The sequence below is a fragment of the Neisseria sp. 74A18 genome, assembly GCF_001308005.1.
Classification (GTDB): Bacteria; Pseudomonadota; Gammaproteobacteria; order Burkholderiales; family Neisseriaceae; genus Neisseria; species Neisseria dumasiana.
The window spans coordinates 53,475-67,023 of record NZ_LGZA01000002.1 but is presented as its reverse complement, the minus strand read 5'-3'; the positions used below and the strand labels follow the sequence as shown (position 1 = coordinate 67,023).

General features: G+C 48.5%; 11 protein-coding genes, 3 tRNA genes and 1 pseudogene. All 15 read right to left on the bottom strand.

The genetic code is table 11. The annotated features are described in order from the left end of the window. Positions 1-158: 158 nt before the first annotated feature. The 15 genes and pseudogenes from AKG43_RS01200 to dld all read right to left on the bottom strand — a co-directional run bounded on the left by AKG43_RS01200 (position 159) and on the right by dld (position 13,462). Positions 159-1,211 (bottom strand): AbrB family transcriptional regulator, encoded by a 1,053-nt coding sequence (locus tag AKG43_RS01200; RefSeq protein ID WP_054598751.1) that lies wholly within the window; start codon positions 1,209-1,211, stop codon positions 159-161. Between the two features lie 128 nt (positions 1,212-1,339). Further along, a complete protein-coding gene (locus AKG43_RS01195; protein WP_054598750.1) occupies positions 1,340-2,833 on the bottom strand; it encodes a tripartite tricarboxylate transporter permease in 1,494 nt (497 codons plus the stop codon). Positions 2,834-2,852: 19 nt separating this feature from the next. Next, positions 2,853-3,290 carry a tripartite tricarboxylate transporter TctB family protein gene (locus AKG43_RS01190; RefSeq protein ID WP_054598749.1) on the bottom strand — a complete coding sequence of 146 codons (438 nt, stop codon included), beginning with the start codon at positions 3,288-3,290 and terminating at the stop codon, positions 2,853-2,855. Positions 3,291-3,449: 159 nt separating this feature from the next. Beyond that, a complete protein-coding gene (locus tag AKG43_RS01185) occupies positions 3,450-4,445 on the bottom strand; it encodes a tripartite tricarboxylate transporter substrate binding protein (RefSeq protein ID WP_054598748.1) in 996 nt (331 codons plus the stop codon). A 450-nt stretch (positions 4,446-4,895) separates the two neighbouring features. Beyond that, positions 4,896-5,666 (bottom strand): annotated as a pseudogene (locus AKG43_RS01180) (IS5 family transposase); the annotation flags it as partial. Positions 5,667-6,021: 355 nt separating this feature from the next. Continuing rightward, positions 6,022-6,115 (bottom strand) — tRNA-Ser (locus tag AKG43_RS01175). Positions 6,116-6,254: 139 nt separating this feature from the next. After that, positions 6,255-7,493, bottom strand: coding sequence for an NADP-dependent isocitrate dehydrogenase (gene icd, locus AKG43_RS01170; protein WP_054598746.1), 1,239 nt, complete (start codon positions 7,491-7,493; stop codon positions 6,255-6,257). A 277-nt stretch (positions 7,494-7,770) separates the two neighbouring features. Beyond that, positions 7,771-7,861 (bottom strand) — tRNA-Ser (locus tag AKG43_RS01165). A gap of 21 nt (positions 7,862-7,882) precedes the next feature. Then, positions 7,883-7,973: transfer RNA gene (locus tag AKG43_RS01160), tRNA-Ser, on the bottom strand. Positions 7,974-8,054: 81 nt separating this feature from the next. Beyond that, a complete protein-coding gene (gene yaaA / locus AKG43_RS01155) occupies positions 8,055-8,834 on the bottom strand; it encodes a peroxide stress protein YaaA (protein ID WP_054598745.1) in 780 nt (259 codons plus the stop codon). A gap of 182 nt (positions 8,835-9,016) precedes the next feature. Next, positions 9,017-9,472 (bottom strand): ricin-type beta-trefoil lectin domain protein, encoded by a 456-nt coding sequence (locus AKG43_RS01150; protein WP_054598744.1) that lies wholly within the window; start codon positions 9,470-9,472, stop codon positions 9,017-9,019. Between the two features lie 163 nt (positions 9,473-9,635). Then, positions 9,636-9,848: a hypothetical protein gene (locus AKG43_RS01145; RefSeq protein ID WP_054598743.1), complete on the bottom strand. Its 213-nt coding sequence runs from the start codon at positions 9,846-9,848 to the stop codon at positions 9,636-9,638. A gap of 63 nt (positions 9,849-9,911) precedes the next feature. Beyond that, complete coding sequence (locus tag AKG43_RS01140) at positions 9,912-10,856, bottom strand: class I SAM-dependent methyltransferase (RefSeq protein ID WP_054598742.1); 945 nt, start codon at positions 10,854-10,856, stop codon at positions 9,912-9,914. 209 nt (positions 10,857-11,065) lie between these two features. Beyond that, positions 11,066-11,683, bottom strand: a complete 618-nt coding sequence (locus tag AKG43_RS01135) for a 4'-phosphopantetheinyl transferase superfamily protein (RefSeq protein WP_054598741.1) — start codon at positions 11,681-11,683, stop codon at positions 11,066-11,068. Between the two features lie 87 nt (positions 11,684-11,770). After that, positions 11,771-13,462, bottom strand: coding sequence for a D-lactate dehydrogenase (dld, locus tag AKG43_RS01130; protein ID WP_054598740.1), 1,692 nt, complete (start codon positions 13,460-13,462; stop codon positions 11,771-11,773). Between the last annotated feature and the right edge of the window lie 87 nt (positions 13,463-13,549).

Below are 13,549 nucleotides of genomic sequence, written 5' to 3'. Positions count from 1 at the left end.
TCCCATTTCTCTGCCAAACGCAATACTCATCCTTTTACTGATCAAGCTAAGAAATGCCCATAGAAATCCCCTAAATATCCGGATAGGAAATTTAGGGGCGTTTTATAAAGTTCCCGACCTGATGCTTCTGTCGAAACGTTTTTTTCAGACGGCCTCCGCTATCGGCCGCCTATCCGTCGTTTCACCCGTTTCTCCATAAACCGGCACAAAGCTCCCGCGGTGCCAACCACCGCAACCATACGGAAAACATGAAATGCCGTAACCACCGGAACACCGAGTTGCAATACTTTTGCAGTAATCGTCATTTCCGCAACCCCACCGGGCGACAAGCCCAAGCCCAATGTCGGTAGGGGAATGCCACTAACTTTGGCCAAAACATAAGTTGCTGATGCCGTGAGGGCCAGCGATATGCTTACGCTAACGGCCACTACGCTTAATAAACGCGGGGCGCTTTTGAAAAAGCCCGGTGAAAATTTGTTCCCCAACGCCCAGCCGATCAATAATTGCCCGATTTTAGAAATCACAGGCGGTATGGCGGATAAGTGGATGTCGGAAACGGTCAACAATATTGCTGCCAAAAGAGGGCCGAACGTCCACGGATTCGACCATCTTCGCCACTCGAAAAATCGTGCAAACATATAAGCCAAACCAAAGAGCAATATCAAGCCGCCCCAATGTATTTGCGTGTTTTGCTGCAATACGCTGTTATCAATGTTTTGATAGCCCATGTATTGATAAAAAAACGGCACGATGGTCACAATCATTAGCACGCGCAGCGAATGCGCGGATACGACTTTGTCGATTTGTGCGCCTTTCTGATCGGCCATATTCGCCATTTCACTGGCTCCGCCCATGGCCGAAGCGAACCAAGCAGTTACAAAATCCACGCGGGCAAAACGATAAAGCAGCAAACTGCCAAGCACACCCAGACTAACGGAAAACACCATACCGAAAAGCAGCCAAGGCCAATATTTGAGCAACAAACTGACCATATCGGGCGTGAAATAAAGGCCCAAAGAAATCCCAATAATCGTTAAACCTACTTTACGGCACAGCCCCGGTGCTTTTACAGGTAAGCCGTTCAAGCTCAACACAGCGGTTGCCAACAACGAACCCAGCAGCCACGGAATCGGCAGTCCGATGGCATTGGCGGCTAATGCGCCGGCAAGCGCAGCGGCAAAACCGATTAAATACTTGGTTAACGTGTTCATTTGGGCATTCCCTATTGCATCAAAGCAATTCAGTAACTTACAGACAATGTATAACAAAAAACTGCATATGGTACATATTCTTAATGAAACCATATGCAGTTTGCCATCATATCGCTATCAGCCGTGCGTTAAGCAGCTTTACGGCGGCGCAACCAACGGTATATCGGCAGCAGCACCATAAACACAGACAAAGTCCACAAAGCCTGCACAATCACTCCGTTAAACAAAATACCGACATCGCCTTGCGAAATAGACAGTGCCCGGCGTAGGCTCGACTCCATCAATTCACCCAACACATAACCCAAAATCAATGCTGAAAGCGGGAAATTCAGTTTACGCAGGATATAACCGAAAATACCCAAACACACCATCAAAATCAGGTCGAAAGTTGTGCTGTGAATAGCATAAACGCCTACGAAGCTTACCGCCGCAATGGCAGGAATCAGAATGTAATTCGGTACATTCAACAATTTGGCAAAGAAACCCACCAGCGGAATATTGAGTATCAACAAAATCACGTTGCCGATAAACAAAGAGGCTATCAATCCCCACACAATATCGGGCTGTTCGCTAAACAGCTGCGGGCCGGGCGTGATGTTGTAAAGCGTGAGCGCACCCATCATCACGGCGGTGGTGCCGGAGCCGGGCACGCCCAAAGTCAGCATAGGAATGAACGAACCGCAGGCAGAGGCATTGTTGGCGGCTTCGGGGGCTGCAATACCGCGCAAATCGCCATTACCAAAATTGCCTTCTTTGCCGGCAATTTTTTTCTCGTTGGTATAAGACATCGCACTGGCAATCGTAGCACCCGCTCCCGGCAGAATACCGATAAAGAAGCCGGCTACACCACTTCGCACAATCGCACCCAAACTGAACAGCAGTTCTTTCAAGTTAAACAACGTGCGCTTTCCCTGCTCCAACGCTTTTTGGCCTTTTTCCGTATGCTCCAGCATGATCAGAATTTCGCTGACGCTGAAAAAGCCGATAACGATGGTGGTGAACTGAATGCCGTCCGACAAATTAACCGAATCAAAAGTAAAACGGTACACACCGGTTACGGCATCTACCCCCACCATCGCCAAACCCAAACCGATCAGCGCGGCCACTCCGGTTTTTATCGGTTGGTCGCTAACCAATCCGCTCAAGCAGGTAATGGCAAACACCATCAGCACGAAATATTCTGCGGGGCCGAATGCAATCGCCCAATGTGCCAGCAAAGGCGCAAACAAAACCACGCCGATGGTGGCAATCAGACTGCCAGTAAACGAGCTGGCTGCCGATAAAGACAAAGCAATGCCCGCCTTGCCCTGTTTGGCCAACGGATAACCGTCAAGCGTTGACATAATGGCCGCCGCATCACCCGGCACATTGAGCAAAATGGCCGAAATCCGCCCGCCGTACTCACAACCCAGATAAACGGCCGCTAGCAAAATCAAAGCCGAATCCGCCGGCAATCCCAAAGCGAAAGCAAAAGGCAGCAGCAAGGCCACACCGTTAATCGGCCCCAAGCCGGGCAACATGCCGACAATGGTGCCGATAAAAGCACCTATAAACGCCAGCAACAGGTTTTTCGGCATCAAGGCCACCTGAAAACCCGACATCAAATATTCTAAAGTTTCCATTTATATACCTCCGCCATGATCAACCGAAAAAGCCCAACGGCAGCGGCACATCAAGCAACGAATTGAACAATAAATACAAAAGCCCGCCCAATACCGCACCGGATATAACGCAATGCAGGGTTTTGCCGCCAAACAGCTTGCCCACGCCGAAAGCCATCAAAGCCGTAGCAATCGGAAAGCCCAAGATTTCAAACAAAACCGCATAAGTGCCCAAAAAGGCGATACATAAACCGACTTTTTTCAAAATAGCGGGCGTGTAACCCAAATCAATATATTCGCCGCGCGGCCGCACAATCAAAAATACACAACACAAACCCAGCAGCGAAAGAATCAGCACAGGGTAAGGGCGCGGCCCTAAAGGATCATAAGCAATCGGTGCCGTATAACCCCATGCCAGATAAAGCAGGCCAAGCACTGCCAACAACAATGCTCCGGCAAACAAACGTTCTATTTTCATACGCCAAACTCCGTCGAAAATCCGTCAACAGTATTCTTTAATCAATCACAATCCGGCACAACCATAATAAAAACCGGCAACCGCAGTTGCCGTTTTTATCATTTCAAGTTTTATCAAGCACTTGAAAACCGTTCAAACCGATATTGGTATTGCTCCAAATTATTTGATCAACTCGAATTCTCTAGACAAAGCACGCATTTCTTCAGTGTTCTTTTCCACATATTGCGCCAGCTCGTCGCCCGTCAATTGGAACGGCAGCAAATCACGTTGGGCACGCAATTCTGCGAACTTCGGATCTTTCAGCATGGCATCGAAATGGGTTTTCCACCATTGGAAAGCTTCCTCGCTCACCTTCGGCCCCATATAATAGCCGCGGATTACCGGCCATTCCACATCATAGCCCTGCTCTTTTGCCGTAGGAATGTCTTTCAGACGGCCTTCCAATCTGTTCGGCGCAAATACCGCCAAAACGCGTACTTTGCCGGATTCGATGTGCGGCCCCATCTCTGCAATGCCCGCACTTACCACGCTGATATGATTGCCCAAAACAGCCGTAACCGCTTCGCCGCCGCCCTCAAGCGCCACATAAGTCATGTCTTTCGGCTTGATGCCGGCAGCTTTGGCTACCATCGCAGTTTGCAGCCAATCCTGTCCGCCCACGCTGCCGCCCGCGCCAAAACTGATGGATTTAGGATCTTTTTTCAAAGCATCTACCAAATCCTGCAAATTTTTCAAAGGCGAATCGGCATTCACGGCAACCATACCGTAATCGGTGCCGACCGCCGCCAGCCAGCGCACGTCTTTTTCTGAATATTGCCCGAACTTGCCTTGAGCCAGATTCAGCAGCGAACCGGTAGAAAATGCCACAATCGCATCGTTATTTGCAGAATCGTTGGCAACGATTTTGTTATACGCCACCGCACCCACACCTCCCGGCATATAAGTTACGCGCATCGGTTTATCCAATTGACCGGTATCTTTCAAACCGCTTTGCGCCAGTTTACAGGTCAAATCAAAGCCGCCGCCCGGTTTGGCCGGTGCGATACATTCAGGCTTAGACGGAGCACCCGCTTCTGCTTTATCTTTATTACATGCGCTCAATGACAATGCCGCTGCAACTGCCAAACTTAAGTAGGTATATTTTTTTAATTGCATATCGATTTCTCCAACAGAGGTATGTGTAAAAAGACTCGCAAGCGCTTATTCACAGCGGTTCAAGCGTGATAAAGCTCCCCGCAAGTCTCCGGCGAAAAAATTAAATGAGAATCGAAGTCTTGTCAAATTTATTTAATTTTTTGTGAAGTTTTATATTTCGCTTTAAAAATCATTAGCATATTAGATTTATTTCTACTGCCTTACTTACCTCCACCACCCCGAAATTTCATAATAAAAAAATCCATATAAAAAACAACAACAAACTCTTACTCTAAGCCTGTTTTCAGAAAACGCGCTCATTTCATAAAGACTGAGACCTTTGCAAAACCCTACGCCAACAAACAGCCGGAACATGCTTCATCATGTTCCGGCTGTTTTTGCGTAAGAAAGTAGACAAGCTACCCCTGAAATCCCCTTAAAGTGCCTCATTATGAGGCACTGCCTGCCTGTTCAGGCAGCAACAGGCACACCTATCCTGTTGGCCGCCTTCAACAGGTTCACACACATCGCCTTCAGGTGGCTTTGCGCCCTCACTTTGCCCAACCCGAAATAGGCTGACCGGCCATAGCGGAATTTGCGGTGCAACGTACCAAAGCTTTGTTCCACCACATAGCGCACTTTCGCCAGCCGGCCGTTGCGGATTTTCTGCTCTTGGCTTAACGGGCAGCCACGGTGTGCTTTTTGCATGATGCCGTCTTTCAAGCCGCACGCTGCCAAATGTTGTCGGTTCTCCCGGCTGTCGTAGCCTTTATCCGCATAGACGGTGCTGCCTTCTGCGATGTCTGCCGGTAATGGCAGCAGGTGTTTGCACTCATGAGCATTGGCCGGGGTGATGTGCAGTTTCTCGATATAGCCGTCCGCATCGGTGCGGGTGTGTTGTTTGTAGCCCGGATGGAAGCGGCCGTCTTTTTTGATCCATCTGGCATCCGGGTCTTTGCTGGGGGTGGTTTCGCCACAGACAACGCCTTCGTCATCCACTTCTATGGCCTGACGCTGTTTGCCGCCGGCCGTCTGAATAATGGTGGCGTCAACGATGGCGGCGGATGCTTTTTCTACTTTTAAGCCCTTGTCAGTCAGTTGGCGGTTAATCAGATCCAGTAGTTCGGCCAGGGTGTTGTCTTGTGCCAGCCGGTTGCGGAAACGGCAAAGGGTGCTGTGGTCGGGAATGCAAAAGTCGTCAAAGCGGCAGAAGAGTTGGAAATCGATACGGGTGATGAGGCTGAGACCTTTGTAGCATCAATTATGTTTTACTCATGAACATTTTGCTAATTCGCAAAAGCAAATAGTTGGTCATAACGATGCTTATTTTTTCATAAGGTTGGTTACGGTTGCTAGAGTGTTGGTGTGCCATGAATACAGCTTTCTCTGGCAAAGATCTAATAACCAGACTAAGGTAAGAATGGTATTTGATTTACCAAGACAACCATACCGAAGTGCCTGACATATTGATAGGTAAATAACTACAGATGAGAAAAGCCGGTAATGTTCACCGGCTTTTTATTGGGCACACAATATGGTACATAAAATAAATATAACCTAAAATTATCTATTTTAATCATCAGGTTATAATAAAATTTGGCGGAGTAGGAGGGATTCGAACCCTCGATCCAGGTTTTAGCCCAGATGCACCCTTAGCAGGGGTGTGCCTTCAGCCTCTCAGCCACTACTCCACTCAGAGAAGTCGAAAATATAAAGGTTTCAAAAAATACTGTCAACAGTTTAATACCATATGTTTTTTAACTGATTGAAGTATCATCAAATAAAACCCACTACCTTTCAGTAGTGGGTTTGAATGATTCAAACAAAGTGTTACATACGCTCAATCATGGCTTTGCCGAATGCGGAACATGATACTTCATTGGCACCTTCCATCAAGCGGGCAAAGTCGTAGGTTACTTGTTTGTCGCCGATGGCTTTTTCCATAGATTCGATAACCAAATCAGCCGCTTCTTTCCAACCAAGGTGACGCAACATCATTTCGGCCGAGAGAATCAGAGAACCGGGGTTCACTTTGTCTTGGCCGGCGTATTTGGGCGCAGTACCGTGGGTGGCTTCAAATACGGCATATTTGTCTGAAATATTGGCACCCGGCGCGATACCGATACCGCCAACTTGGGCCGCCAGTGCGTCGGAAATGTAGTCGCCGTTCAGGTTCAGAGTAGCGATAACGTCATATTCGGCAGGGCGCAATACGATTTGCTGGAGGAACGCATCGGCAATCGCATCTTTTACGATGATTTCTTTGCCGGTTTTCGGGTTTTTGAATTTGCACCACGGGCCGCCGTCAATCAATTCTGCACCGAATTCTTTTTGAGCCAGTTCGTAACCCCAATCACGGAAACCGCCTTCGGTAAACTTCATGATATTGCCTTTGTGAACCAGCGTTACGCTGTCGCGGTCGTTGTCGATCGCATATTGAATGGCCGCGCGAACCAAACGGGTAGTACCTTCTTTGGAAACGGGCTTGATGCCGATGCCTGATGTTTCAGGGAAGCGGATTTTTTTCACCCCCATTTCGTTTTGCAGGAAATTGATGATTTTTTTAGCATTGTCGCTTTCAGCTTCCCATTCGATGCCGGCGTAGATGTCTTCAGTGTTTTCACGGAAAATCACCATGTCGGTTTTGCTAGGGTCTTTCAGCGGAGAGGGTACGCCGTTGAAGTAGCGCACAGGGCGTACGCATTGGTATAAGTCTAATTCTTGGCGCAAAGCTACGTTTAACGAACGGATGCCGCCGCCTACGGGAGTGGTCATCGGGCCTTTGATAGATACGGAGTATTCTTTCAGGGCTTCCAAGGTTTCTTCGGGCAGCCAAACGTTGTCGCCGTATACGCGGGTGGCTTTTTCACCGGCGTAAACTTCCATCCAATGGATTTTTTTCTCACCACCATAAGCTTTTTCAACGGCAGCATCAATCACGGCTTTCATAACCGGGGTAATGTCTACACCGATGCCGTCGCCTTCGATAAAGGGAATAATCGGATTGTTGGGAATGGCTTGGCCGGGAATGATTTTTTGGCCTTCTGCGGGTACTTTGATATGACTCATGGTGTCTCCTGTTCTGTGGATACTTTTTTCTTTGCGGTTGAAAGGAGGTTTACTTGATTTGCTTTTCGTAAACAGTTTCTAACGCATAATGCCTGCCGATTATGCTTGATTTTTAATGATTACGCTAGTGTTAAGGTAATACTGTCGGAAGGGTTTCTGCGAAAAAAGAATGAGGCCGTCTGAAAATGTGCCATTGCAGATCAGCAGAATAAACGTGAGTAAAAGTGTCAGCTTTAAAAACAAATAACCCGCTGATAAATCAGCGGGTTTTAACATCTGGCGGAGGCGGTGAGATTCGAACTCACGGAGGGCTATCAACCCTCGACGGTTTTCAAGACCGTTGCATTAAACCGCTCTGCCACACCTCCGGTTTTATTGTGTTTCAAGATTGGCGGAAGCGGTGAGATTCGAACTCACGGAGGGCTATCAACCCTCGACGGTTTTCAAGACCGTTGCATTAAACCGCTCTGCCACGCTTCCGTTTCTTGAAAACGGGGATATTATCGGAAATCTGCCGCATTGCCAAGTGTTTTGCTTATATTGCAGATTAGTTTTTTGTTTTTATTTAATTTGTTCTTTGCGCAGGAAAACCCATTCTTTCTCGTTTGATGCGGCGGCATTGAACTTATAGCCTTCGTAATCAAAGTTTTTAAGCTGTTCCGGCTCGGTAAGGGCATGCTCGGCTGCGTAGCGCACCATCAGGCCGCGGGCGCGTTTGGCGTAGAAGCTGATGATTTTGTATTGGCCGTTTTTTTCGTCTTTAAACACGGGGGTAATGATATTGGCGTTTAAATTTTTTGTGTCGACGGCTTTGAAGTATTCCTGCGATGCGAGGTTGATCAAAGTGTCGCTGCCTTTTTCGTCAAGGATTTGATTAAGATTACCGGTGATTTTTCCGCCCCAGAATTCATAAAGGTTTTTGCTGCGCGAATTGGCGAACGGAGTGCCCATTTCCAAACGGTAGGGCTGCATCAGGTCGAGCGGGCGCAATACGCCGTATAAACCGGAAAGCAGGCGCACGTGGTTTTGCAGGTAATCGACGGCGGTTTGGTTTAGCGATGCGGCATTCAAGCCTTCGTATACGTCGCCGTTAAACATATAAACCGCTTGTTTGGCGTTTTCGGGTGTGAACGGGGTGTGCCACGCGCTGTTGCGTTCGGCGTTGAGTAGGGCGATTTTGTCGGAAACGTGCATCAGTTCGGCTAGCTGCTGGGGAGCGAGCAGGCGCAGTTCGGCCATTAGTTTTTCTGCTTCTCCGAGCAGAGCGGGCTGTGTGTGCCGTTGGGTGGGTGAAGGGTCTTTTTCGTTGAGATTCTTGGCGGGTGAAAGTACGAACAGCATGGATGTGCCTTTGAAAATAGGAAATATTTTCTACTTTAGTGTTTGCCTGCGGATTTGGCAAGGTGGGAGAGATTGGGATATTTTATGGCACTTATGCCGTATATCTGCCGTATATCTTGTTTAGGCCGTCTGAAAAATAATTTCGCCGGAAACCATGTTTCCGGCTTTTTAACGGTTATGCTTCAACGTGAAAACAACAGTTGTTGTGCTTGGTTGCCGTTGCAGCGCAACAGGCGGACGGTGCTTCCTTTACCTGTATCCAAACATAAGCCGTTTAAACTGCTGCGGATGGTTTGGCCGTCGCGGTACCAATTTTGATTGGGTTGGCCGGTGCAGCGTACGGCGGTAAGCGCAGAGGTGTTTTTACGGGTTTGGCTTGAACCTGCCTGCAAACACAGTCCGTTAACGCGTATATCGTTACCGGCAACGGCAAAGCGTTGGTTTTTTTCTTGAGTACAGGCCGCGGCGGTGAGTGTGTGTTTCGCGCCGTTGTGTTGAAGGCATTTGCCTTTTGCGGTTTTGATGCGGTAGTCGTAGGCTTCGAGACGTGCTTTGTTGGGATTTTTTTTGGCTACCGGTGTGTTGGCGCAACCGCTTAATAAAACGGCAGAAAGCATCAAAAGGGCTGACAGTTTCATGAAGTTTCCTTTTATTGATGTTGTGAGTACAGGGATTCAGACGGCCTTCATACCTAAACATTACAGAAATACCGCAAATAAACTTAACTTACTGCGTGGTTGCTGTGCCTTAGCAAGTTAAGTTTATTTACTGTAAAAAAGTTTTCGGGCCGTCTGAAAGCATTTAATGGCGACAGCAACGGTATACCGGCTGCACAGGTTGTGCCTCTTGGTAGATAACGGTAGAACCGGGCGGCGCATGAATGGTGATGTTTTTATTAATGGTGGTGTGGTTTTGGGCAGGCAAATCGATTACGGCCGTTGTTCCGTAGGGGGTTTCTGTGTAAATGCAACCGCAGACTATAAACAGGTTTATCACAACAAATGCTTTACGCATATTGATTTCCTTCCAACGGTGTTTATTTCGGGCGAGTGGCTGCCAAATTAACCGAGATGGCTGTTACTTATGTTTGATTTCCCAGCACTGGTGGATTTTTTTGTTGCGGAAATCTTCCGGCACGGAATGCTTGGAAATGTTTTTAACGGCATAGCGTTCTTCAATGCTTTCGTCCAGTTCGAAGCTGCGCAGGTTGTTTGAAAAATACATCAGGCCGTTTGGAGCAAGCAGTTGCATGGCAGCGTTTATCAATTTGACGTGGTCACGCTGGATGTCGAGGATATCGAGCATTTTTTTGCTGTTGGAGAAACTGGGCGGATCCATCACGATTAAATCGAATTGTCTGCCTTCTTGACAGGCAGTCTGAAGATATTGGAAAACATCGGCACGCACGATTCGGTGTGCGGTTTCATCAATATGGTTCAGCTCAAAATTGCGGCGCGCCCAATCCAAATAAGTGTTGGAAAGATCAACGGTTTCGCTGCTTACCGCGCCGCCTGTGGCTGCATACACGGTAAAGCTGCCGGTGTAGGAAAACAGGTTGAGAAAGCGTTTGCCGCCCGCATGCCCGCCTACTTTTTTGCGGGTGTTGCGGTGGTCGAGAAAGAGGCCGGTGTCGAGATATTTGTCGAGATTAACCCAAAATTTTCTGCCGTTTTCATGCACGATAAAATCTTCGCCCTGCTTTCCGGTTTTTTCGTATTGCTGTATGCCCTTTTGACGTTCCCGGCGTTTGAAATGAATGTTGTCTGCACTGAAGCCGGTGGTAAACGAAACGGCTTCCAGCACTTCTGCCAACCATGCTTCGTATTCTTCGGGCTGCATCAGCCAGCCGGTATCGTATTCCTGAAGATGGATTTGGTCGCCGTAAATATCTATTGCAAAGGGAAATTGGGGGATATCGCGGTCATACATGCGCCATGCTTCGATATTGTTGCGGCGCGCCCATTTCAAATAGTGTTTGATGTTTTTACCCAAACGGTTGGCAAATGAAGTGATGTCGGTCATGGAAAATGCTTTCAGACGGCCTCTTATCGTTTAAGAGAAGATAAATAGTGGAAATGAAAAGTAAACATTCATGCAAGCACCGGATACGGTGAATAAGCGGGTGAATGATGATTTTAAATGCGGGCTTTCGGGCGTTATTCTACCTTAAAGCGGCCTGTTTCACTTTTGAAAGAAATCAGTATGAGACCTTTGGTCTCAGCGTGTACAAGTCAAAACGGTGAGCCGTAATCGTTAATCTGCATGTCAGGCTGTGCGTTGACCGAAAACTCCGCCGTTCCTTGCCAAACACAGGCCAACATATGTTTTTCCAATCTCAGCACCCTGCCCTGCCAACCGCCTTCTTGCTTGGCATGCAAATATCTTTGGCCGTCTGAAGCGAACGCATACCCTACTTTCTGCATGTCGGACGGGAAATTCAGGTTTTCCGCTTTGAGCAAAGATTCTTTTAGTGTCCACAGTTCGTAAAAATCTTCACGCTGCCAGCCTCTCTGCGCCAAATACTCCCGCTCTTGCGGAGAAGCCACCCACTCTGCCAATGCCGGAAAATCGCGAAGGCGCATGTATTCTATGTCCACACCGGCACGCTCCACACCGTAGCCGGTTAAAACGGCAGCCGAGCCGTGGCTGTGAGAAAGAGACAACACGGGCAAAACGGCCTGTTGTTTCAAATAACGGCTCACCCGCCAATCGGCACGGCGCGTTAAAGAGGGCGTTTGAATCACGCGCTTTTTATCCTGTTCGTCCAAGCCTTCTTCACGATACAGGCCGGCACAGCGTGGGTCGGCAAGCAAACAGATCAACTTCGGCTCTTCTATTAGCTTTATCATGATTTAAACCTGCCGGAGCAATAGGGTTATAGGCCGTCTGAAAAACAGTTTTCAGACGGCCTCTGCTTAAACCTGTTAAAAGAACCCTTAAGCCGCCCAATGTTTCTTTTTAGACGTTTTGCCGATCCCCGGGTTAAAACTGTTGGTCGGATCGAGCTTGCGGTAAAACTGTTTCAATGCCGGCTTGGCTTCATACAGGTGGCCGACGTTGTGCTCTGCCGGATATTGTGCGCCGCGTTGGTCGAGCAGCTCCAGCATTTGGTGTTCCAAATCCATGCAGTTATGGCCTTTTTTCACGATATAGTCTTGGTGGAACACATGGCACATGAAATGGCCGTAGTAGAGTTTGTGGCTGATTTTACTGTCGATTTCAGACGGCAGCCGTTCAAACCAATCATCATCATTGCGTCGCAGGGCAATATCGAGGGCAACAATATCTTCCACTTCTTGATCGTGAACGGCACGGTAACGCACGGCGGCAGACGCTACTGCGAAACGGTGCAGCATTGCAGCTTGGGTTTCTTCGGGGCTGCATTCAAAATAAGCACCCGATTTTTCAGCAAAATAAGTTTTCAAAAACGCCCGCGCTTCTTCAACACCCTCGCCGCCCATTTTCAAAATCAGATGATGCTCGAAACAGCTGCGGTAGTCGCGTAAAGACTGCGGCAGATGTTCCGGCAGATATTTGCTGATAAATTGCAACGCTTTATCGGAAAAATGCGCCGGCAACAGCTTGAACTTCTTGCCCAATCTATCCACTTTCGCTTTAAAACCGAACAACTTGGGCAGTTGGTGTGTGCCGAATTGTTTAATCACCCAAAACGTGTCTTTGCCGTATTCGGCAGCCATATCAAAAGCATCGCGGTGAATGTATTCGCCGGAAACGGGCAGATTTTTGAAACCGCCCAGCACGGCACGGCGGATGTCGGTGAGCTCGGCAGTATCGTTGGTGCCGATATAGAAAACGGCGGTGTGTTTTTCTAAAGGAAAGGTATCCAAGCGCACGGCAAACACCATCAGCTTGCCCGCACAGCCCGATGCTTCGTAATGGCGGGCAGGGTCGGCGTTGAAACGGGCGGCGGTGGGTTCGTCCACTTGGCGCACATGATTGCAATAAGCATGGTCATGGCCTTTGCCGGCATCGCGGGTGATGTCTTTCTGCTGATAATGGTGGCCTTGCAGATTGGTGAGGATTTCTTCGGGGGTTTCGCCCAAATCAATACCCAGATGATTGATTAAATGCAGCTTTCCCTGTTCGTCTATTTGTGCGAACAACGCCATTTCGGTATAAGCAGGCCCGCGTTGTACCAATGCGCCGCCCGAATTGTTACACACGCCACCCAACACGGATGCGCCGATGCAAGACGAACCGATCACCGAATGCGGTTCGCGCCCCAACGGTTTCAGCAGCAATTCAAGCTGATTCAAAGTAGCGCCCGGCAAACACACAACTTGCTCGTTGTTGTTGATAGGGCGGATGATATTCATGCGCATGGTGTTCACAATCACGATATCGCGGTCGTAATCGTTGCCGTCGGGCGTGGAGCCGCCGGTCAGCCCCGTATTGGCGGCCTGCGTGAGCACAATCACATCGGCTTCCACACAGGCTTGCAGAATCTTCCATTGCTCCAACACAGTGCCCGGCCGCACCACGGCAAGTGCTTTACCTTCGCCGAAACGGTAGCCTTGGCGGTAGGGTTCGGTTTTGGCCGGATCGGTAATGATGTATTGTTGGCCGACAATTTCCGTGAGCGTTTGCAATAACCGGGTTGCGTTCATGATGTTCTCTTATATTCAATGGTTACTTGTGAAACACGGAGTGTGCGTTTTTTTCATAGATTGGTCAAATATGTAAAACAAAACTTC

Bases quoted from the DNA above. Each gene is read 5' to 3' on its own strand.
- dld (WP_054598740.1), bottom strand. From the start codon at position 13,462: ATGAACGCAACCCGGTTATTGCAAACGCTCACGGAAATTGTCGGCCAA.
- icd (WP_054598746.1), bottom strand. From the start codon at position 7,493: ATGAGTCATATCAAAGTACCCGCAGAAGGCCAAAAAATCATTCCCGGC.
- AKG43_RS01150 (WP_054598744.1), bottom strand. From the start codon at position 9,472: ATGAAACTGTCAGCCCTTTTGATGCTTTCTGCCGTTTTATTAAGCGGT.
- AKG43_RS01190 (WP_054598749.1), bottom strand. From the start codon at position 3,290: ATGAAAATAGAACGTTTGTTTGCCGGAGCATTGTTGTTGGCAGTGCTT.
- AKG43_RS01145 (WP_054598743.1), bottom strand. From the start codon at position 9,848: ATGCGTAAAGCATTTGTTGTGATAAACCTGTTTATAGTCTGCGGTTGC.
- AKG43_RS01200 (WP_054598751.1), bottom strand. From the start codon at position 1,211: ATGAACACGTTAACCAAGTATTTAATCGGTTTTGCCGCTGCGCTTGCC.
- AKG43_RS01135 (WP_054598741.1), bottom strand. From the start codon at position 11,683: ATGATAAAGCTAATAGAAGAGCCGAAGTTGATCTGTTTGCTTGCCGAC.
- AKG43_RS01140 (WP_054598742.1), bottom strand. From the start codon at position 10,856: ATGACCGACATCACTTCATTTGCCAACCGTTTGGGTAAAAACATCAAA.
- AKG43_RS01185 (WP_054598748.1), bottom strand. From the start codon at position 4,445: ATGCAATTAAAAAAATATACCTACTTAAGTTTGGCAGTTGCAGCGGCA.
- AKG43_RS01195 (WP_054598750.1), bottom strand. From the start codon at position 2,833: ATGGAAACTTTAGAATATTTGATGTCGGGTTTTCAGGTGGCCTTGATG.
- yaaA (WP_054598745.1), bottom strand. From the start codon at position 8,834: ATGCTGTTCGTACTTTCACCCGCCAAGAATCTCAACGAAAAAGACCCT.